This is a genomic window from Streptomyces koelreuteriae, assembly GCF_018604545.1.
Taxonomy (GTDB): Bacteria; Actinomycetota; Actinomycetes; order Streptomycetales; family Streptomycetaceae; genus Streptomyces; species Streptomyces koelreuteriae.
This window is the reverse complement of the sequence record NZ_CP075896.1, coordinates 4,771,617-4,792,179: the sequence shown is the minus strand read 5'-3', so window position 1 is coordinate 4,792,179 and position 20,563 is coordinate 4,771,617. Positions and strand designations below refer to the sequence as shown.

19 protein-coding genes are annotated in these 20,563 nt (G+C 71.1%); 11 read left to right on the top strand and 8 right to left on the bottom strand.

Annotated features, from left to right (window positions below):
• Positions 1-27 precede the first annotated feature (27 nt).
• Both KJK29_RS21715 and KJK29_RS21710 read left to right on the top strand, forming a co-directional pair.
• Positions 28-2,691 carry a D-alanyl-D-alanine carboxypeptidase gene (locus tag KJK29_RS21715; protein ID WP_251057890.1) on the top strand — a complete coding sequence of 888 codons (2,664 nt, stop codon included), beginning with the start codon at positions 28-30 and terminating at the stop codon, positions 2,689-2,691.
• Between the two features lie 197 nt (positions 2,692-2,888).
• Positions 2,889-4,811, top strand: coding sequence for an MFS transporter (locus KJK29_RS21710; protein WP_215120813.1), 1,923 nt, complete (start codon positions 2,889-2,891; stop codon positions 4,809-4,811).
• Between the two features lie 12 nt (positions 4,812-4,823).
• Here the strand turns inward: KJK29_RS21710 and KJK29_RS21705 are convergent, their stop codons facing one another.
• The gene (locus tag KJK29_RS21705) at positions 4,824-5,663 is read right to left on the bottom strand and encodes a hypothetical protein (RefSeq protein ID WP_215120812.1); all 840 of its coding nucleotides are present in this window, start codon (positions 5,661-5,663) and stop codon (positions 4,824-4,826) included.
• Between the two features lie 78 nt (positions 5,664-5,741).
• Here KJK29_RS21705 and KJK29_RS21700 point away from each other — a divergent pair, with 78 nt between their 5' ends.
• Complete coding sequence (locus KJK29_RS21700; RefSeq protein ID WP_215120811.1) at positions 5,742-6,530, top strand: SDR family oxidoreductase; 789 nt, start codon at positions 5,742-5,744, stop codon at positions 6,528-6,530.
• Positions 6,531-6,656: 126 nt separating this feature from the next.
• Positions 6,657-8,228: a sodium:solute symporter family protein gene (locus KJK29_RS21695; RefSeq protein WP_215120810.1), complete on the top strand. Its 1,572-nt coding sequence runs from the start codon at positions 6,657-6,659 to the stop codon at positions 8,226-8,228.
• 14 nt (positions 8,229-8,242) lie between these two features.
• Here the strand turns inward: KJK29_RS21695 and KJK29_RS21690 are convergent, their stop codons facing one another.
• A complete protein-coding gene (locus KJK29_RS21690; RefSeq protein WP_215120809.1) occupies positions 8,243-9,358 on the bottom strand; it encodes an ADP-ribosylglycohydrolase family protein in 1,116 nt (371 codons plus the stop codon).
• A gap of 156 nt (positions 9,359-9,514) precedes the next feature.
• Here KJK29_RS21690 and KJK29_RS21685 point away from each other — a divergent pair, with 156 nt between their 5' ends.
• Positions 9,515-10,036: a GNAT family N-acetyltransferase gene (locus KJK29_RS21685; RefSeq protein ID WP_215120808.1), complete on the top strand. Its 522-nt coding sequence runs from the start codon at positions 9,515-9,517 to the stop codon at positions 10,034-10,036.
• Here the strand turns inward: KJK29_RS21685 and KJK29_RS21680 are convergent.
• A complete protein-coding gene (locus KJK29_RS21680) occupies positions 10,033-10,647 on the bottom strand; it encodes a hypothetical protein (protein WP_251057889.1) in 615 nt (204 codons plus the stop codon). The two genes, KJK29_RS21685 and KJK29_RS21680, sit on opposite strands and share 4 nt — an antisense overlap.
• Before the next feature lie 9 nt (positions 10,648-10,656).
• Positions 10,657-11,106, bottom strand: coding sequence for an ATP-binding protein (locus KJK29_RS21675; RefSeq protein WP_215120807.1), 450 nt, complete (start codon positions 11,104-11,106; stop codon positions 10,657-10,659).
• Positions 11,107-11,220: 114 nt separating this feature from the next.
• On the opposite strand from KJK29_RS21675, the gene KJK29_RS21670 reads away from it, so the two are divergent.
• Genes KJK29_RS21670 through KJK29_RS21660 form a run of 3 tightly spaced genes read left to right on the top strand, consistent with a single transcriptional unit; the run spans position 11,221 to position 12,483 of the window.
• Complete coding sequence (locus KJK29_RS21670; RefSeq protein ID WP_215120806.1) at positions 11,221-12,033, top strand: helix-turn-helix domain-containing protein; 813 nt, start codon at positions 11,221-11,223, stop codon at positions 12,031-12,033.
• Positions 12,030-12,212, top strand: a complete 183-nt coding sequence (locus KJK29_RS21665; protein WP_215120805.1) for a DUF397 domain-containing protein — start codon at positions 12,030-12,032, stop codon at positions 12,210-12,212. The genes KJK29_RS21670 and KJK29_RS21665 overlap by 4 nt, the downstream gene beginning before the upstream one ends.
• Before the next feature lie 10 nt (positions 12,213-12,222).
• A complete protein-coding gene (locus KJK29_RS21660) occupies positions 12,223-12,483 on the top strand; it encodes a DUF397 domain-containing protein (protein WP_215120804.1) in 261 nt (86 codons plus the stop codon).
• On the opposite strand, the gene KJK29_RS21655 is transcribed toward KJK29_RS21660, so the two are convergent.
• Together KJK29_RS21655 and KJK29_RS21650 are read right to left on the bottom strand one after the other, a co-directional pair.
• Positions 12,390-13,475, bottom strand: a complete 1,086-nt coding sequence (locus KJK29_RS21655; RefSeq protein WP_251057888.1) for a serine hydrolase domain-containing protein — start codon at positions 13,473-13,475, stop codon at positions 12,390-12,392. The two genes, KJK29_RS21660 and KJK29_RS21655, sit on opposite strands and share 94 nt — an antisense overlap.
• A gap of 96 nt (positions 13,476-13,571) precedes the next feature.
• Positions 13,572-16,079: a tetratricopeptide repeat protein gene (locus KJK29_RS21650; RefSeq protein ID WP_215120803.1), complete on the bottom strand. Its 2,508-nt coding sequence runs from the start codon at positions 16,077-16,079 to the stop codon at positions 13,572-13,574.
• An 83-nt stretch (positions 16,080-16,162) separates the two neighbouring features.
• On the opposite strand from KJK29_RS21650, the gene KJK29_RS21645 reads away from it, so the two are divergent.
• Entirely contained in the window at positions 16,163-16,675 is a 513-nt protein-coding gene (locus KJK29_RS21645) for a DUF2165 domain-containing protein (RefSeq protein WP_215120802.1), read from the top strand.
• On the opposite strand, the gene KJK29_RS21640 is transcribed toward KJK29_RS21645, so the two are convergent.
• Both KJK29_RS21640 and KJK29_RS21635 read right to left on the bottom strand, forming a co-directional pair.
• Positions 16,668-17,228, bottom strand: a complete 561-nt coding sequence (locus KJK29_RS21640) for a hypothetical protein (RefSeq protein ID WP_215120801.1) — start codon at positions 17,226-17,228, stop codon at positions 16,668-16,670. The genes KJK29_RS21645 and KJK29_RS21640 overlap by 8 nt on opposite strands.
• Positions 17,229-17,433: 205 nt before the next feature.
• Entirely contained in the window at positions 17,434-18,426 is a 993-nt protein-coding gene (locus tag KJK29_RS21635) for a glycosyltransferase family 2 protein (protein WP_251057887.1), read from the bottom strand.
• A 96-nt stretch (positions 18,427-18,522) separates the two neighbouring features.
• Between KJK29_RS21635 and KJK29_RS21630 the strand changes: the two genes are divergently transcribed.
• Positions 18,523-18,993 (top strand): GtrA family protein, encoded by a 471-nt coding sequence (locus KJK29_RS21630; RefSeq protein ID WP_215120799.1) that lies wholly within the window; start codon positions 18,523-18,525, stop codon positions 18,991-18,993.
• A gap of 18 nt (positions 18,994-19,011) precedes the next feature.
• The gene (locus KJK29_RS21625; protein WP_215120798.1) at positions 19,012-20,424 is read left to right on the top strand and encodes a hypothetical protein; all 1,413 of its coding nucleotides are present in this window, start codon (positions 19,012-19,014) and stop codon (positions 20,422-20,424) included.
• The last annotated feature ends 139 nt before the right edge of the window (positions 20,425-20,563 follow it).

Below are 20,563 nucleotides of genomic sequence, written 5' to 3'. Positions count from 1 at the left end.
GGAGTGCGGCGCGAGGAGGAGGCATCGGTGGCGGGCGAGTCCCCCGACAGGTCGAAGCAGCGCGAGTCGTCGGAACAGAAGACGTCGGGGAGCGCGAGTCCGGTTCCGGAGGCCAGGAGCGAGGCGTCCGCGGAGTCCCCCCGCGACCCGCGCGTCCCGGTGTCCCGGGACACGGAGAAGTCCTCCGCACGCGGCGGCGTCGATACGGCGACCCGTGTGTTCTCCGTCCGCACCCCGGACGAGCCGACGGACGCTCCGAGCGATGACGCGTCCGACTCCAAGGAGCCCGCCGACGCGACGCCTGACGCCGAGCAGGGCGACGGCGACGGCGACGCGGAGGCCTCCGGCTCCGGGCAGGGTGACGACACCTCGGGCAGTGACGGGCGGCTGCGGGACGCGGTGGCCGCGTGGGTCGCGTCGGCGGACGCGGACGAGGATGAGAAGCCCGACGCGGCCGAGGGCCGGGACGAGGATGCCGAGAGCGCCGAGAGCGCCGAGAAGGGCTCCGGAGACGACCAGGAGCCCGAGAAGGCCGCCGAGGGCGCGGGCGAGAGCCCGGGCGGGTCTGCGGACGCCCCTGCCGCAGAGGCGGCGTCGGAGGGCTCCGAGGGCTCGGAGGCGAGCCAGGACGAGGACGACGAGCCCGAGGCGGACCGTTCCGCCACGGACGCGGACGCCCCCGAGGCGGATGCCGACACCGACAGCGAGCCGGACACCGCCGCGTCCGAGGCCGCCGACAGTGAGCCCGCCGAGGACGACGGCGCGGCGAGCGACGCGGACAGCACGGCGGACAGCGACGCCGAGGCCGAGCCGAAGACCGAGAGCACGGCGGACGCCGACGGCGAGGCCGCCAAGCCCAAGGCCCCCCGCGCCGCCGACGACTCGAAGGCCGAGCCGAAGACCGACAGCACGCCGGACGCCGACGCCAAGGCCGCCAAGGCCGAGTCGAAGGCCGACAGCGCGGCAGACACCGACGCCAAGGTCACCAAGCCCAAGGACCCCCGCGCCACCGACGACTCCGACGACGCTGACGACTCCGACGAGGACCCCTCCCCCGGCGCCGAAGGCGAAGGCACCGGTGAGGCACCGGAGTCCGGCAAGGGCGACGACGAAGACGAGGACGACGGCTCCGCCGGGGCTCGGGTCGATCAGCCCACCGCTGTGTTCAAGGCGCCGCGGCCGGCCGTCGATCAGCCGACCACGATGTTGAAGATCGGGGGTGCGGCCAAGGGCAAGGACGCTCCCGAGAAGGAAGCCGAGCGGACCAGTAAGTTCGTCGCGCTCAAGCCGCTGGACGAACCGGCGACGCGGAAGCCGGCCGCACCGGCGGCCCCCGCGCCCGCCCCCGCCGAAGCCACCGCCCCCGTCCCCGCCGTCAGCCCCGAGCGGACCACGCAGCAGCCGTTGCCGCCGCGGCCGCCGCTGGACATGCTGGCGGAGCTGACGAACACCCCGCCGCCCCCGGACACCCCGCTGCGGACGGCCGTACGGCGGGTGAAGATCTGGACGCCGCTGGCGCTGCTGCTGGTGATCGTCTTCGCGGTCGTGCAGAGCGTGCGCCCGCTGCCGGCGCCCACGCTGGAGCTCAGCGCGAAGGACAGCTACACCTTCGAGGGCGGCAAGGTCGACATCCCCTGGCCGGCCGACGGCCAGGCCGCGCTGGATGTCCAGGGCATCGGTACGTTCGGCTCGTCCGGCGAGCAGAAGCCCGTGCCGATCGCGAGTGTCGCCAAGGTCATGACCGCCTATGTGATCCTGCGCGATCACCCGCTGAAGAGCGGTGAGGACGGGCCGAAGATCGGGATCGACCAGGCCGCCGAGGACCAGTCCGACGCCGGCCAGGAGTCCACCGTCGATGTGACGAAGGGCGACAAGATCACCCAGCGGGAGGCTCTGGAGAGCATCCTGATCGCGTCCGCGAACAACGTGGCGCGACTGCTGGCCCGCTGGGACGCGGGGTCGGAGAAGGCGTTCGTGCAGAAGATGAACGACGCCGCCGAGGACCTCGGCATGAAGAACTCGACATACACCGACCCCTCGGGCCTGAACAACACGACCGTGTCCACGGCCGTGGACCAGGTGAAGCTCGCCCGCGCCGCCATGGAGCAGCCCGCCTTCCGCGAGGTCGCGGCGATGATGTCGTACGTCGACTACAAGGGCACCAAGCACGACAACTGGAACCGCCTGGTCGGCTACAACGACGTCACCGGCATCAAGACCGGCACCACCACCTCGGCGCTCGGCAACCTCGTCTTCTCCGCGAAGAAGGACGTCGACGGCGAGACCCACCGGGTCATCGGCGCCGTGGTGCGCCAGCCCGCCGGCGGTCCGGACAACACGATCCTGGGTGCCGCGCTGCACGAGGGCGACCAGCTGATCCGGGCCGCGCAGGGTGCGCTGGAGTCGGCGACGATCCTGAAGAAGGGCGACATCGTCGGGTACGCCGACGACGGTCTTGGCGGCCGTACGCCGGTCGCCGTCACCGAGGACGTCACGGCGGTCGGCTGGGCGGGCCTGTCCGTGAAGCTGACGTTCGCCGCGGACGAGCTGCCGCACACGGCCAAGGCCGGCCAGAAGGTGGGCACGCTCACCGTCGGTGACGGCAGCAGCAGCGCGGTCAAGGTTCCGGTCGCCCTCCAGGAGGACCTCGTGGAGCCGGGCTTCGCCGACAAGCTCACCCGCATCGGCTGAGCCCGGGACGCCCACTCGCACCACCGCACCCCGCCGGTCGCAGCCCGTCCGGGCTCCGCTCGGCGGGGTGCGTGCTAGCGTCCCGAATCGGGGCAGGTCGCCGTCCGCGGCGGCGCGGTCGCGAACCGAGGGTGAACGGTACGCGGCCGGGAAGCAGAAGCTGAGAACAGAAGACGGGACACGGGGAGTGCCTTTCAGTGGCCACTGCGGAGCCGACACGCACCGAGAACGCCGATCCGGGCCCGGTATCCGGCCCGCGAATAGGCATGTCCGAGACGCGGGAAGCCGACCCACCGGACGCTGAAGCACGGGCCGACGTACGGGACGCTGACGCACACGGCGCCGACGCGGGGGACGCCGACGGCACGACCGGCCGTGAGCGCGACACCCGGCTTCGGGCCGCCGTACTGACGCTGCGTGAGCGCATGCTGCGCCACCCCGTCCTGTCCGTCACCGGCCTCGCCGGAGTGCTCCACGTCGTCTGGTTCTTCACGTTCGCGAACAGTGGCGGCGACCTCGCCGCGCAGGACGCGTGGGCGGAGTTCGTCGGCCGGCACCCGGACTCGGCGTACAACCTCGCCTGGTACGGCGGGATGCACCCGGTGTCGTACAGCGTCGTGTCGCCGTATCTGATGTCGGTGCTCGGCGTGCGGACGACGATGATGATCGCGGGGACGGTGTCGGCCGGGCTGCTGACGCTGCTCCTGCTGCGCAGCCGGTCCGTCCGCAACCCTCTGTGGGCGTCGATGGCGGGCGTGTTCGGGCTGTTCTGCAACGCGGTGTCGGGGCGGGTGACGTTCGGCCTCGGCATGATGTTCGCGCTCGGCGCGGTCTCCGTGGTGTTCTGCTGGCCGTACCGGTGGCGTTACAAGCGCTGGGCGAAGGCCCTGTGCGCGGCGCCGCTGGCCGCGCTGGCCACCATGGCGTCGCCGGTCGCGGGTCTGTTCGTGGGCCTGGTGGCGGTCGCGCTGTTCCTGCAGAAGCGGCGGCCGGGCGCGTGGGCGCTGGGGCTGGCGCCGAGCGCGGTGGTGGGCGTGTCGGCGCTGCTGTTCCCCTTCTCGGGGACGCAGCCGATGATATTCGGCTCGGTGATCCTGCCGGTCGCGTTCTCGGTCCTCGCCTATGTCCTGGTGCCGAGCGACTGGAAGACGGTCCGGCTGACGGCGGCGGTGTACGCGCTGGGCGTGGTGCTGGTGTGGCTGATCAGCTCCCAGATCGGGTCCAACATCACGCGGCTCGCGATGCTGTTCGCCGGGGTCGCGCTGGTGGCCGCGCTGCCGTACACGGTGCCGCGCGGCCGCAGGTGGTACGCGGCCGTGGTCGCGATGGTCGCCTTCGCCGGGTGGATCGGTTTCAAGACGGTCGACGACATCGTGCACACCGCCCCGGCGGCGTCCTGGTCGCGTGAGCTGGCGCCGCTGCTCAACGAGTTGCAGGAGGTCGGCGCCGAGAAGGGCCGGGTGGAGGTCGTCCCCGCCCGCTCCCACCGGGAGGCCGCCGCGCTCGCGCCGTACGTCAACCTGGCCCGCGGCTGGATGCGCCAGGCCGACATGGAGCGCAACCCCCTCTTCTACGACGACACGCTCAACTCGGCGAACTACCGCGAGTGGCTGCGGCGCTGGGGCGTGCACTACGTCGTGCTGCCCAAGGGCGAGCCGGACGGCGACGGCGGGGTGCGGGAGCGGGCGCTGGTGCAGCGCGGGCTGCCGTATCTGACCCAGGTCTGGGGCGACGCCAACTGGCAGCTCTTCAAGGTCACCGACCCCGCCCCGCTGGCCGAGCCCCACACCGTCGTCGAGCGGGCCGAGCAGGGCGAGATGGTGCTCAAGGTGAAGAAGCCGGGCCGGATTCTGGTCCGCATCCCGTACACGCCCTGGCTGAGCGTCGTCGACTCCGAGGGCAAGAGCCTGAAGCCGCCCCAGGAGACGGAGGAGTCCAGGAACCGGCCCGAGGGCGAGCCGAAGACGTACGTCAACGTCAACGGCTGCCTGATGGACACCGAGGAGGACGAGCAGGGCGTCCGCTGGACGGAGCTGCTCGCCCCGAAGGCGGGCACGTACCGGCTGGCGGCGCCGTACCAGTTCCCGCGGGGGCTGCCCTGCCCGCAGGAGCTGCGCTGATCGCCTGAGTTCTCAGCGGAGCCGGTCCACGTAGGTGTCGGTGCCCGGCAGGGTCGGTACGAACGGTGCCACCAACTCCACTCTGCCGAGCCCCGAGTCCGCCACCGCCGTGTCGAGGCCGGTGAAGTGGTTCTCCCAGCACTCCCTGGGGTCGGCCTGGAGGAACCACAGCAGGGTCAGGCGGGTGTCGACGCCCTCGACCTGCTTGACGTAGGTCATGCGGTCGCCGGGGAGCGGGGTGGGGCGGAAGGCCGTCACCATCGCCGCCGGGGAGCCCGCGAGGCGCTTCGGGAGGTGGCGGGAGCGGAGCCATTCCAGTAGCTCGGTTCGCTGCTCGGGGGTGTCGGCCTCGACGACCTGGAGGACCAGGCCGGCGTAGGGGTGGTCGAGGGCGTGCCGGTCCCTGGGGCCCGCCGCGCCGTCCCGGTACACGGTCGCCTCGTGGTCCTGGAACGCGGTGAGGACGTGGGTGCGGCCCTGGTAGACGCGGCCGTCGCGGTTGAGGCGCTTGTTGATGGCGACCGTCCAGCGCATGTGGTCGTCGTAGCGGCCGTCGGTGATCCAGTACGTGGAGAGGTAGCAGCCCGTGGTGACGGGCTGGGCGATCGCCGACTTCTCGGGGTAGCGCAGGAGTTGCAGGTCCCGGGTGGCGACCCAGCGGCGGCCGGCGTACATCCAGGGCATGGCCATGGCGCCGGCGTAGTAGTGGTCGTCCTCGTACCAGCGGTTGTAGGCGTACTCGTGGCCCGGGTGCGGTTCGACCATGGTGATCAGGGCGTGGCCGGGGTGGGTGCCGTAGGGGCCGACGGCGGCCAGTTCGGCGTACAGCTCGCTGCGGGTGTCGTCGCTCATGACCCTTCCCCTTCGTCGGTGACAGGCCCATACTCTGACGCTCCGTCAGATATAGCGCCAGGGGTCCGGAGGTCTTCGATGTCGCTGCTCGCGGGAAAGACGGTTGTGGTGTCGGGGGTCGGGGCCGGGCTGGGGCGGCAGGTCGTGGCGGCCGTCCTGCGGGACGGCGGGCGGGCCGTGCTCGGTGCCCGGACGGAGGCGAGCCTGGCGAAGACGGCAGCCGAGCTCGACCCCGGCGGGGCGCGCACCGCCCACCGGGCCGTCGACATCACCGACGAGGCGCGGTGCGAGGCGCTGGCGGGGCTGGCGGTGGAGCGGTTCGGGGGGATCGACGCGGTGGTGCATGTGGCCGCGCTGGACAGTTACTTCGGCGGTGTCGAGGACGCGGATTTCGAGAGCTGGCGTGCGGTGCTGGACGTGAATCTGCTGGGCACGCTGCGGATGACCCGGGCCTGTCTGCCGGCGCTGAAGGAGGGCGGCGGCGGGGCGGTGGTGTTCATCGGGACGCAGTCGGCGGTGGCGGCTCCGTCGCAGGTGCGGCAGGCGGCGTACGCGGCGTCGAAGGGGGCGCTGACGAGCGCGATGTACTCGCTGGCGCGGGAGCTGGGGCCGCATCGGATCCGGGTCAACACCGTGCTGCCGGGCTGGATGTGGGGGCCGCCGGTGCAGGCGTATGTGCACTTCACGGCGCAGACGGAGGGCGTGTCCGAGGATGCCGTCCTGGAGCGGCTGACCGGGCGGATGGCGCTGCCCGAGTTGGCGGCGGACTCGGATGTGGCCGACGCGGCGGTGTTCCTGGCGTCGGACCGGGCCCGGGCGATCACCGGGCAGTCATTGCTGGTCAACGCAGGGGAGTTGATGCGATGAGTTCATGTAGATGAACCGAGGCCATCACGCCGAACATTTTTACCCCTCCTTGACCTGACCGTCACTTGTCGTGTTCACGCGGGAGCGCCCACGATGAGCGCCGGGCTGACCCCTGGGAGGGCGCACATGAACGGTCTCGACTGGGCCGTGCTCATCGGCTATTTCGCCGTGATGGTCGCGATCGGCGTCTGGTCGCACAAACGCGTGGACAACGTCAGCGACTTCTTCACCGCCGGCGGCAAGATGCCCTGGTGGCTCTCCGGCATCTCCCACCACATGTCGGGCTACAGCGCGGTGATGTTCACCGGGTACGCGGGCATCGCCTACACCTACGGCGTCACCTCCTTCGTCACCTGGTCCTTCCCGATCGCCCTCGGCATCGCCATCGGGTCCAAACTCTTCGCGCCGCGCATCAACCGGTTACGCTCACGCCTCCATGTGGCGTCCCCGCTGGAGTACCTGAAGAACCGCTACGACCTGAAGACCCAGCAGGCGCTGGCCTGGTCGGGCATGCTGCTGAAGATCGTCGACGTGGGCGCCAAGTGGGCGGCGATCGCCACGCTGCTGTCCGTCTTCACCGGGATCTCCCTCAACCAGGGCATCCTCATCACCGGCGGCATCACGGCGGTCTACTGCACGATCGGCGGCCTGTGGGCGGACGCGCTGACCGAACTGGGCCAGTTCATCATCCAGTTGCTGGCCGGCATCGCGATGTTCGTCGCCGTCTTCGTACGGCTCGACGACCACGGCGGCTTCTCCGGGGTCTGGGACTCCCCCGAACTCCAGGGCCACGACAAGCCGTTGGTCGGCCCGTACGGCACGGTCTTCCTGCTCGCGTTCCTCTTCATCAAGCTCTTCGAGTACAACGGCGGCATGCTCAACCAGGCCCAGCGCTACATGGCCACGCCGAACGCGAAGGAGGCCGAACGCTCCGCGCGGCTCTCGGCGATCCTGTGGCTGGTCTGGCCGCTGGTGCTGTTCTTCCCCATGTGGATGTCGCCGCTGCTGGTCGAGTCGCAGAAGCCGGACGGCTCCGACTCCTACGCCCTGATGACCGAACAGCTCCTCCCGCACGGCCTGCTGGGCCTCGTCATCGTCGGCTTCTTCTCGCACACCATGGCCATGTGCTCCTCCGACGCCAACGCCATCGCGGCGGTGTTCACCCGGGACTGCGCGCCGGTGATCTGGTCCAGGGCCAGGACGTGGAACCAGGGGCAGGGCCTGCGGGTCGCCCGGATCGCGACGGTCGTCTTCCTCGGTCTGTCCATGGCGGCGGCGACGCAGGTCAACTCCCCCGCGTTCAAGGACATCATCACCGTCGTCATCAAGTGGGTGGCCGGACTGATGGGCCCGATGGCCATCCCGATGATGCTGGGCCTGCTGCGCGCGTTCCGCCGCTCCGGACCGACCGCGGCCCTCACCAGCTGGTCGATGGGCCTGCTCGCCTTCTGGCTGGTGAACTACCCGATCCACTGGAACGTCGAGGGCGGCGTCCCGCTCCAGTACCAGGTCTCGATCCCGCTGGCGGTCTCCCTGGTCCTCTACATCCTCGTCGGCTGGATCAAGCCGGAGGACACCCCGGAGCGGCTGGCACTGATCGAGAAGATCAACACGGACGGGGACGGGACGGCGGCGGCCGCCATCCCGACGCCGGCCGGTCCGGCGGACGGGGTGGTGCGGACGACGACCCGGGAGTGAGCCCGGTCTCCGGTTCAGGCGCGGGGGTAGCGGGCGAGCCACCCCGGCGACGACCCCCCGGGCCCGTGCAGGGCGGGCCCCTGGGTCATCTCCATGGCGAAGTCGTCGGCCAGCTCCAGGACGGTGGGGCGGCCCTCCAGCTCGGCCAGCCAGGCCGGGGGGAGGGCCGTTTCCCCGTGCAGGGCGCCGAGCAGGCCGCCGGTCAGCGCGCCGGTGGCGGCGGACGGGCCGTCGTGGTTGACGGCGAGGCAGAGCCCGTGGCGGACGTCGGCGGCGACGAGGGCGCAGTACACGGCGGCGCCGACGAGGCTCTCCGCCGTACCGGCCCCGCACAGCTCGGTCACGCGCTCCGGGCCGGGCATGCCCTGCCGTACGGCGCCCAGCGCGTGCTGGAGGGCGTCCGAGACGGGCTGGTGCCCGGGGCGGGCGGCCAGCATCGCGAAGGCGCGCTGCACGGCACCGTCGAGGCTCTCGCCGAGGGCGAGGGCGTGCACGATCACCGCGTACGCGCCCGCCGCGAGCGAGGCGGCGGGGTGGCCGTGGGTCTGCGCCGCGCACTCGACGGCGAGCTGCGCGACGAGCTGCGGCTCCCAGCCCACGAGCAGCCCGAACGGGGCGGAGCGGGTCGCGGCCTCGGGTCCGGCCTCACCGGGGTTCTTGGGCGTGTCCGGGGTGCCCATGATCTCGTCGCCGAGCCCCAGCAACAGGGACTGGTGCGGGTCCCGCCGCGCGTACAGCCACTCCTCCCGGGCGAGCCAGCCGTCGTCCTTGCGGCGCTCGTCGGGCCCCCAGTCCCGCTGGGTGGCGGCCCAGCGCAGATACGCCCGGTGCACATCGGTCGGCGGATGCCAGGCTCCGGTGTCGCGGCGCACGTGGGCCCGGATCAGTCCGTCCACGGAGAACAGGGTGAGCTGCGTGATGTGCGTGACAGCACCGCGTCTGCCGTAGGCCGGGGCCAGATCGACCAGCCCCTCGGCCCCGTGCGCCTCCCTGATCGCGTCGATCCCCAGCCCGTTCACGGGCGTGCCCAGCGCGTCCCCCACAGCCACGCCGAGCAGCGTCCCGCGCACCCGGCTGCGGTAGTCCTGCTGCTCCGTACGGCCCCAGACGGCGCCGGCAGTCGCACCCACCTTGACCTCCCAGGGACCGTCCACACGTACGACAGCTAGGCACTGTAATCGAACGGGGACGGTGGGTTCAGTGGGCGGAATCCCGCCTTCACGGGCAGCTCACGGACTGTCGCTCTGAGCACTCGACGCCTCGGACAGGTGTGCGAGGATCCCCGCGTGAACGATCTACGCGTCCGCCCGGCCACCGAGTCCGACCTGTCCACCCTCGTCCGCCTCCGCGACGACGCGGCCCGCTGGATGCTGACCCGTGGCATCACCGGGCAGTGGCAGCCGGGAGAGCTCGACGAGTCCCACTTCCGCCGCGTCATGACCCACGGCGAGATCTGGCTCGCGGAGGCCGACGGGGAGGTCGCCGGTGCCTGGGAACTGTGGTGGTCGGACGAGTCCGCGTGGGGCCCGCAGCCGCCCGTGGCCGGATACGTACACCGCCTCATGGTGAACCGGTCCGCGTCCACGCCCGGCACGGGTCGGCTCCTGCTGCGCCACGCGGAATCCCGCGTGGCCGCGACCGGCCGCACCCACGTACGCCTGGACTGCCTGGCCGGCAACACCCAGCTCACCGCGTACTACCGCGACGCGGGCTACCGCGTAGTGGGCCACAAGGAGGGCAAGCCACAGCCGGGCGGCGTGCCCAAGTCCTTCACGCTGCTGGAGAAGGAGCTCGGGCGGGCTGCCTAGGACGAGGGTCGGGCGCCGGTGTCCTCGTTCGGGTTGTCGAAGTCCCGGAAGAACGTGTCGGCGTCGCTGGAGGAGTGGGGGCGGTCCTCTGATTCGGCCGTGATCCCGAGGTCGCGGCGCATCGCTTCTCTCGTGGCGGCTATCAGTGTCCAGATGGCGTGCTGGGCCTCGGCGGCGGAGCGCAGGGTCTCGCCGGGGCGTGGGTTCGCCTGTTCCAGGCGTTTGATCTGGCCGTAGACCCTGTTGAGGGCGCCGTTCACGTCTCGGGCCGGGGTGATCACCGGGTCAGGGGCGATCATCAGCGCCTCGGACCAGCGGTCGCGGTAGGTGTCCTTGGCCGCTTCCAGGGACTGGATGTCCTCGTCGCCGGGGGTGCGGTCCCGTAGGACGTACAGCTGCCGGCTGAGCGCGGTGCAGAACTGGCGGGCGTCGCGGTGGAGTTCCGTGTAGCAGCGGCGCCGGAGGTCGCGGTTCTCGCGGGCCTCCTGGATGGTCTGCGTCATCTCCAGCTCGCGCCGCTTGGCCTTCTCGGCGCCCCGTTGGGTGAGCAGCGCGCCCCCGAGAGTTCCCGCCACACCGGCTACGGCTATCAACACCGACCCCACGTCCATCCGATCACCCTAGATCGACGAGGGTGGCAAGTCACCGTTGCGCAGAACCAGTTCAGCCCAGACCGTCTTGGCGTTCGCCGGCGCTTCCGTCACGCCCCAGCGGTCCGTGTACGCCTCGACGATGCGTAAGCCCCTGCCGCCCTCGGTGTCCTTCTCCACCGGGTCGGGGACGCGCGGGATCCGGTCGCCCCGGGCGTCCGTGACCTCGATGCGGAGCACGCGGTCGGGGCGCAGCTTCAGGCCGAGCCGGAAGTCCCTGCCCCGGACGTGTCCGTGCAGCACGGCGTTGGACGCCAGCTCCGCCACGACCTGCGCGGCGGCGTCGTACGGCTCACCCCACTCGTCGAGTTGGCGTGCGGTGAGCAGCCGCGCCAGTCGAGCACCTCTTCGAGTGGCGGACAACTGGATCGTGAAGTGGCGTACGGGGGTGGTGATTTCCGCGAGGGATTTCTGACTCATGTCACCCAGCGTGGTCGGTCGTTCTTACTCTGAACAGCAACGACCTCGGTACGGAGCGTGACTGTCCGGGCGCCTGACGGGGTCGTACGGCTCGTACGTCAGTGGAGGGGAAGCGTGGAGGACGAGGAAGCGGCGGCCGTACTGAGGACGGTCGGTCGGCAGATCAAGATGTGGCGCGAGGCCGCGGGGATGCGGCAGGCGGAGTTGGGCTCCGCCATCGGGTACGGGGAGGAGATGGTCTCGTCGGTGGAGCGCGCTCGGCGCGTTCCCAAGCCGGACTTCCTGGACAAGGCGGATGAGGTGTTGGGGGCGGGCGGGAAACTCGCCGTGATGAAGGAGGACGTGGAGAAGGCCCGGTATCCCAAGAAGGTGAGGGACCTGGCGAAGCTGGAGGACGAGGCCGTCGAACTCGGGGCCTACGACAACCACCAGATCCACGGACTGCTCCAGACACCGGAGTACGCCCAGGCGTTGTACGGCATGCGGCGGCCGGCATTCACCGAGGACGAGATCGAGCGGCACGTCGCCGCACGCATGGCGCGGAAGGCCGTCTTCGATCGCGTGCCGCGAGCGCTCATCACCTTTGTCCAGGAAGAGACGACGCTACGGCGGCCGATCGGGGGCAGAATGGTGCTGCGCCAACAGCTCGAACACCTGTTGGAGGTCGCCAAGTTGCGGCATGTGTCGATCCAGGTCATGCCGACGGACCGGGAGGACCACGCGGGTATGGCGGGGCCGTTCCGGGTGCTGAAGCTCCAGGAGGGCAAGACACTGGGGCACTTCGAGGCTCAGTTGCACAACCGGGTGATCAGCGACCCGCGGGAGGCCCAGATCCTCGACATGCGCTATGGAATGATCCGGGCCCAGGCCCTCTCACCCCGGGAGTCCCTGGCCTTCATTGAGAAAGTTCTGGGAGAAGAGACGTGACCACTGAGCTCGACTGGTTCAAGAGCAGCTACAGCAGCAACGACGGTCCTGATTGCGTCGAGGTCGCCATATCCCACCCCACGATCCACATCCGCGACTCCAAGAACAAGGACGGCGCGCACCTGGCCGTCACCGGCGGTGCCTGGTCCGAGTTCCTGATACTCGCGGCGGAGCACTGAGAGCAGCGGCGTGGGCACCCAACTCGACTGGTTCAAGAGCAGCTACAGCGGCAACGACGACGCTGATTGCGTCGAGGTCGCCATATCCCACCCCACCATCCACATCCGCGACTCCAAGAACAGGGACGGCGCCCGTCTGGCATTCACCGGCGGTGCCTGGTCCGAGTTTCTGGATACTCAGTCCGCGCAGAGTGCCGTGTCGACCGCGGCGATGAGGGACGTCGTGGTCGCGTCCGTGCGTGGGGACTCGTTGATGACGAGGGTGACCTGACGGCCGTCGGGGGCGGCGGCGGAGATCGTGTTGTGGCCGCCTCGTACGGAGCCGGTGTGGCCGGTCCAGTGGTCTCCGCAGGACAGGGGCGAGGTGATCAGGCCGAGGCCGTAGCGGCCGTCCGGGCCCAGTCGGTCGGGGTCGCCCGGGACCGTGTTGCGCATCTCGGCCAGCCCGGGGCGTGAGAGGAGACGGCCGTTCAGGAGGGCCTCGAAGAACGTGTTCACGTCCCGGGGCGTGGAGATCAGCGCGCCGCCCACGCCGCCCGCCGAGGTGTTCCACTCGGTGCCGTCCACGCGCTCGGTCGTGAAGTAGCTGCGGGAGTGGCGACCGCGGATGTGCTCGGAGTCGCCGGGCCAGTACGTGTCGCGCAGTTTCAGGGGCTTGATGATCCGGCGGGAGATCTCCTTCTCCGCCGGGTGGCCTGTGACCTTTTCGATGACCAGGCCCGCCAGGATGTAGTTCGTGGTCGAGTAGTGCCATGTGGCCTTGGGGGGCGGCAGTTGCAGGGCCCGGGAGACCAGTTCTCGGGGTGTGAACTGGTGGTGGCGCAGCCAGTCGATGTCGGCGGTGGCCAGCGAGTCGCCGTGGTCGGGGAGTCCGCTGGTGTGGCGGAGAAGGTCCCGCACGGTGATGTCGCGGCCGTCGTAGCCGTTGCCCTGGACGAGGCCGGGGAGGCAGTCCGCCAGTTGCAGGACCGTGGTGGCGGTGAAGGTCTTGGTGACGCTGCCGATGCGGAGACGGTCCTCGGCGTTCATGGGCCGTCCGGTGCGGAGGTCGGCCCGGCCGGCTGCGGAGGTCCAGCGGCCGCAGGACGGGTCGGTCACCTCGGCCGCCGCTCCGGCGAGTTGGTGTCTCCCGGTGAGCTCGTCCAAGGCGTGTTGCAGGCCCGGAGGCGCCTCGCAGTTCCACGTGGTCGCGTGGGAGGTGGGGTGGGGGGCGGCGACGGCCATCCCCGTGAGAAGCGCCAGGAGTAAGGCAGGGGTCTTCATGGCTCAGGACGCTACGGGGAGGGGTGTCGATTCTCGCTCCGGCTGTCCTCCGTCTCGGGGGTGGAGTCATGTACACCCCTGGGACGGGGGCGATGTTCACCCCGTGAGGAACGGGCCCAGTACCGCGCGGTCCGGATCCGGGAGGCGTTGCAAGGCGCCGGGGTCCAGGTCGCGTACGTGTTCCACGTCCGCCCGGGCCTGTTGGTGCTGGTCCATGGTCGCGTGGAGCGCGGCGCGGCGGCACAGGGCCCAGACGTAGGTCGGGCGGAGTTCCACTGCGCGGTTCAGGTCCGCGAGGGCTTCGGTGTGGCGGCCGAGGTGGGCGAGGGACGCGCCGCGGCTGGCGTACGCCGAGGTGTAGGCGGGGTCCAGGGCGAGCGCGTGGGTGAGGTCGGCGACGGCTTCCTCGTCGCGGCCGGCCGTGCGCAGGGCGTCGCCTCGTTCGCAGCGGGCCCACGGCCAGTCGGGGGTCAGGGCGAGGGCGCGGTCGAGGTCGGCCAGTTGGCGGGCGGAGTCGCCGAGGGACCGCCACACGCGGGCGCGGCGGGCTAGGGCCCAGGCGTAGTCCGGCTTGAGGTCCAGGGATCGGCCCAGGTCGGAGAGGGCGGCGTCCAGGTCTCCCCGGCGTTCGTGTGTGGCGCCCCGGGACGCCCAGGCGAAATCGTTGGCCGGGTCCAGGCGGATCGCTTCGGTCAGGTCCCGGAGCGCCTCCGTGTCGTGCCGGGCGATGCGGTGGTGCTCGCCGCGCAGGGCGACGTACCCGGCGTGGTTCGGCTCCAGCGCCACGGCCCGGTCGAGGTCGGCGATCGCCGCGTCGTGGTCGCCCAGGTCCCCGCGGATCCCGGCCCGGTAGCGGTAGGCGACGGCCAGATCGGGATCGAGGGCGACGGCCCGGTCGTACTCGGCGAGGGCATCCGTGTACGCGCCCGCGCCGCGCAGTTCGTCGCCCCGGATCACCCGGGCCCGGGCCTGGTCCGGGGCGTCGAGTGCGGCGTGGCTCAGCAGCAGGGCGAGTGCCGCGGCGATGCTCTCCGTGTCGAGTGCCGTTGTCAGCTTCCTTCCCCATTCGGCCACCGGCTCCGCGTCGGCGTCCTGTCCGGCGTCCACCAGGACGCGGGCCCATCGCACGGCCATGACCTCACCGGCGCCGCAGGCGTGGACGAAGTCCCGCAGGGCCTGCGGCAGTGCGTCCCGGTCGCCCGCGCAGAGGAGGTGGTACGCCTCGGCCTGGCGCAGGTCCCGCCAGGTGTCGTCCGCCCAGAGGTCCTCCAGCCCCCGTCCGGTCTCCTCCCGCCATTCCCTGAACGTCCGTGCCAGCCGTCGCTGCCGCCCGGCCCATTCGCGTGGGGACCGTCGCCGTTCGGCGCGCAGCATCGGCGCTCGTACGACGTCGTGGTAGCGCAGCCGTCCCCCGCCCCGCTCGACGACGAACGGCATGCCCCGCAACCACGTGTAGAGGGAGGCCAGTTCCTCTTCGGGGCAGTCGGCCGCCGCCCGGAACACATCGCCGTCGAGCCATCTCGGCAGTGCGCAGGACAGCGCGGCGGCCCGGCGTGCCGGGTCCTGCTCCCACTTCAGGAAGCGGTCGACCGCCGTGGCGCTGGGGTCGCCCACGTCGTCCGCGTCGGTGGGGCGGGACTCGGCGAGGGTGGAGACCAGGACGGGGAGGCCGCCGCTGAGGCGCAGTACCTCCTCGACGACCGGTTCGGCGGTCACGCCCTTGCCGGCCAGCAGTCCGCGGGCCTCGTCCTCGGTGAAGGGGGCCAGGGGTACTTCCGCCACGAAGTCCCGCACCCCGCCCCAGCGGGTCGCGCCCAGGGGGCGTTGGCCCGCCGTGACCACGACGAGTGTGGCGGGGACGGCCCCGTGGCGGTCGGTCGTCATCGTCTCGTGCAGCCAGTGGTCCAGATACGGGGCCGTGCGCTCGTACGTGTCGAGGAAGAGGGCGATCCAGGGGGCCGACGCCGCCGCGTCCGCGAGTTCGCGCAGGAGCACCGGGGTCAGCACCTGCTCCGGGGCGAAGACCAGTTGCACGTCCTCGTGGTTGCGGAAGCGGGCCATGACGCTCTCGCGGAACCGGTCCACTCCGCCCGCGAACTGCTCCGCGTCGAGCATGCCCGCGAGGGGGCCGACGACCGGGACCATCCCCAGCGCGATCATTCCGCCCCGGGCCACCGCTCTCCCGCCCGTCGACGGGCCGGTGTCCGCCGCCTGCCCGTCGAGGGTGGCGAGGGCGGCCAGAGCCGCCTCGTGGCGGCGCTCCTCGTGGGCGGCGAGCAGGCGGTTCAGTTCCTTCAGCCTGTGCCCCTGCGCGGCGAACTGACGGCTGATCTCCGCCATCACCTCCGGCACGCTGCCGGCGCTGTCGTCCACGTACGCGGTCAGCGCGCCCTGTTCACGGGCGATCTGCTCCAACTCCCGCACCAGAAAGGTCTTTCCGACGCCCGCGTTGCCGTGCACATGGAAGCGGAAGCGGTGGCGTTCGTCGTGCAGGGCGGTGGCGAAGTTGGCGCGGAACAGGGCCCGTTCGGCGCTCCTGCCGACGAAGCCGGCCCGGGTGCGTTGCCGTATCAGGTCCTGCATCGACGGTCCCGGCTGCGCCATCCGTACGTTCCCCTCGTCTCGCCCGGTCGGCTTCCGTCGTCATTGTCTCGCGCTCGCCCCGGCGTCCGGGGAGAATGATCGGCATGGCCACCTCCCCCACTTCACGCGGCACGCTGCCTCTTGCCGCCACGCTGCTCACCGCCACCATCGCCCTCTACATGACGCTCGTCGCCTTCGGGAACATCACCGACTTCGGCACCAACCAGCAGTTCGTCCGGCATGTGCTCGCCATGGACACCACGTTCAAGGACGAGGACCTGATGTGGCGGGCCATCACCAGCGAGACACTTCAGGACGCCGCCTATATCGCGATCATCGCGTGGGAGACCGTCGCCGCGTTCGCCCTCATAGCGGGGAGCTGGCTGTGGGCCAGACGTGATCAGCGGCGCGCCCGGCAGGTGTCGACGTACGGGCTGCTGATGGTGATGTTGCTGTTCGGGGCCGGGTTCATCGGGGTCGGCGGCGAGTGGTTCTCGATGTGGCAGTCGAAGAGCTGGAACGGGCTGGACGCGGCGACCCGGGTCTTCCTGTTCAGCGGTGTCGTGCTGATCGTCAACCAGTTGTCGGGCCCGCGTACGGAATCCTCTTCTACCTGACCACGGTCACCGTCGTACCGACGGTGCCGAACGCCCACAGTGCCGTGCCGTCCGCCTTCCGCATCCGGACTCCGCCCGTCTGCGTGCCGGAGGCGGCGGGCGGCGGTGAGGCGCCGTCGACCGCGTTGGAGAAGGCGACGGAGACACCGGACTTCGCGGCGAAGTACATGATGTGTTCGATCTGGACGCCGTCCGAGCCGGTCGTGCCCTCATTGCGCGACGACACCGTGTACGAGCCGGGGTCGGGGTTGACCGTGCCCGGCCACACGGTGAACGTACGGCGGCTGCCCTCGCTCGCGTCGACCAGCCACACCCGCTTCTCGCCGAGGGAGTAGACGATGCGCCGGCCGGTGCCGGAGCCGTCGGGCACCCGGGTCGGGGCGGACGCGGTAGGGGTGGGCTGCGTGTCCGCCGACGCCGTGCTTTTCGGCTTGGCCGACGAGGCGGTGGGGTGCGGGCCCCGGTCCGCCTGCACGGCCAGGACCGTCACCGCGGCTATCGCTCCGACGGTCAGCCCGGTCGTCCAGGCCCACGAAGGAAGTCGGGCAGGCACGGGTACGCATCTCCTCAGTCACGGGACCCCGTACAGCAGGCGGGGTTCCGATCATCGTACTGCGCGTGCGCCTCTTCAGGGGCGACGGACGCCACGCCCTCCCCCACCCCTCCCCCGGAAACCGTGAACACTTTCCGCGAAAGTGTTCACGGTTTTCGACAGAGGGTCCGGACCCCGGCCGATTCGCCCACAGCATCCAGCGGTCTCAGCCGCCGTGGGCCGGCTTGCGGACCGGCACCGGGCCCGTACCGGCGCCATGGGCGGTGCGGTCCGGCGCGCGGGCGGGGGCCGGGTAGGAGAGGTGCACGAGGCGGGACTGCTCCTGCCGCATGTGCATGAGGGACTCGAGGATGTAGCCCACGAGCAGGACGAGCGCGGCGATGGTCATGATGGCGGCGGCGAGGATCGCCGTGGGGACGCGGGGCACGGTGCCCGTCTCGATGAAGTCGGCGATGACGGGGATGCCGAGGATGACCGAGACCAGGGCCAGCACGCCCGCGATCACGGTGTGGACGAGCGAGGGGCGTTCGCGCCGCGCCAGATCGAGGATGACCCGCAGGATGCGCCAGCCGTCCCGGTAGGTGCGCAGCTTGCTCTCGCCGCCGGCCGGTCGGACCCGGTAGTCCACGACGACCTCGGCGGTGGGCAGCCGCAGGTGCAGCGCGTGGATCGTCATCTCGGTCTCGGTCTCGAACTCGCGGGCCAGCGCCGGGAACGACTTCACGAAGCGCCGCGAGAAGACCCGGTAGCCGCTGAGCATGTCGGTCACGTCGTTGCCGAACAGGGACCGCACGGCCCCGGTGAGCACCTTGTTGCCGACCGCGTGCCCCGCCCGGTAGGCCCCGTCGGCGGTCACCCGGCGGGCGCCGACGACCTGGTCGTAGGGCCCCTCGAAGAGCAGGTCCACCAGGTCACGGGCGCGTGCGGCGTCGTAGGTGTCGTCGCCGTCGATGAGGAGCAGGGCGTCGGCGTCGACGTCGGCGAAGGCGCGCCGGATGACATTGCCCTTGCCTTTGCGGGTCTCCTCCCGGACGATCGCGCCCGCTCCCCGGGCGATCTCCACCGTGGCGTCGGTGGAGGCGTTGTCGTACACGTAGACGACGGCCTCGGGGAGGGCCGCCCGCAGGTCGCGGACCACCTTGCCGATGGCCGCCTCCTCGTTGTGACACGGCACGACACACGCGATCGTCGGTTCCACGGCTGCTCCTCTCGGACCGGCACCGAATACGACTAAAATCATGCGATATGGGCGGGTCTGGTCGGTGAGGGCGCGCCGGGCCGTTAGTCTCACCGTGTGCCGGTCCTCGCAACTGTCGCGCTGCGTGCGCGTGACGCCGTCAAGGGCGTCTGGCGCGAGGCCGCCAAGTTCGGAGTCGTCGGCGCCTTGGCCTTCGTCGTGGACAACGGCGGCTACAACCTGCTGGTCTTCGGCCTGCCCGGCGGCGCGGAGGGCGGGCCGATGCGGACCTCCCCGGTGCAGGCGTCCGTCATCGCGACGACGGCGGCCGCGCTGTTCAGCTGGGTCGGGAACCGCTACTGGACCTACCGCGACCAGCACCGCGAGAAGGTGACCCAAGAACTCGTCCTGTTTCTCGTGGCGAACGGGGTCGGGCTCGCCATCACCGCCGGCACGGTCTTCGCCTCCCGGCAGCTGCTCGGGCTCGACTCGGCGCTCAGCGACAACACCGCCCGGATCTTCGGCTGGGTGCTCGCGACCCTGTTCCGCTTCTACGCCTATCGGCGCTACGTCTTCGTCGCACCCTGAGCCGTTAGCATCCGACTTATGGGACGAATGGGATGGATGCCGCGGGTGCGGCGCTGGGTCTGGGTGCCGGCCGCCGTCGCCGCGGTCTGCTGTCTGGGCACGATCCTCGTCTTCGCCCCGGGCTACCTGAGTCCCGACAGCCTCGACCAGCTCCGCCAGGCCCAGGGAAAGCTGCCCCTGACGGACTGGCACCCGCCCGTGCTGAGCCTGGTGTGGCGTGCACTGATCGCCGTGACCGGGTCGATCGCCTCCATGCTGGTCCTGCAATCGGTCGTCTTCTGGGGGGCGCTCTGGGTGCTGGCCTGGTGTGTGGGGGCGCTGACCGGGAGCCGTGCCGGTCCGTTCGCCGTGCTCGGGCTGGGGCTGACTCCGTTCGTGCTGACGTTCGTCGGGGTGGTGTGGAAGGACGTCCACGCGGCGTTCGCGCTGCTCGCGGCGTGCGCGGTCGCCTTCACGGGGCTGCGGCTGCGGGACAGCGACCTTCGCCGTCCCGCCGTGCGGTGGGGGCTGCTCGGGCTGGGCGTGCTGTTCCTCGCGTACGCCATGCTGGTGCGCAAGAACGCCTTCTTCGCCGCGATCCCCGTCTTCGTCATGCTCGTCCTCGCGCTGTGGCGCGCTCCCGGGCGCCGTACGTGGGTGACGTGCACGGCGGCGCTCGCGGCCGCCCTGGTCGTGCCGGCCGCCGCCATCTCCCTGTTCGCCCGGCCCTTGGAGACGAAGCAGGGCGCGCAGATCATGCTCGACGACCTCGTCCACGTCCTGAGGGTGGACGAACTCCGGTCGGCGGACGTGTCACCCGACCTGAGGGACCGGCTCGTCGCCTCCGCCGAGGAATGCCGGCGGGTGGACGCCCTCTCGGACGCCTACTGGGCCTGCTACGCCCGCCCGGCGGACGGGCTGCGCTCGGACTCGGGCGAGATCACGTCCCTGTGGCTGAAGGAGATGAGCGGGCATGTCCCGCAGTACCTCCAGTACCGGCTGCGGCTCTTCGCGAGTCTGCTGTTCGACACCGGCTACGTCTACAAGGCGGGGATCACCCGCAACGACCTGGGCGTCGAGGTGGCGCATCCCCGGCTGGAGGACACGCTCAGCACGTATGTGCGCGGCATGGCGAGTGACCTGCCGTGGCTGTTCCGCGGCTGGTTCTGGCTCGCCGTCGCCCTGGTCCTGACCGTCCGCCCGGGCAGGGGCCTGTTCTCCATGCCGGTCCGGGCACTGGGCATCAGCTCGGCGGCCTACATCCTCGGCTATCTGCCGATCATGCCCGCGACGGACTTCCGCTACATCTACTGGCCGGCGATCGCCAGCTCCCTCGGTCTGCTCCTGCTGTGGCTGGGCCGGGGCACGACCACCCCGCCACCGGCACACCCCGGCACCCCGGCCAACCGCACCTTGACGGCACATCAGCCGGCGGATGCCCGGGGCCAGTAGACCACCAGTTCAGCGGGCTGCCCGTCCGGCTGGGCAGCAAGCCTGGCAGGGCGGCGGGGCTGGCAGGGCGTCAGGCCGCATGACTGGCGAGACCGCCGATCCGAGAGGCCGACAGCCTGGCAGGCCGCCAAGCCCTCAG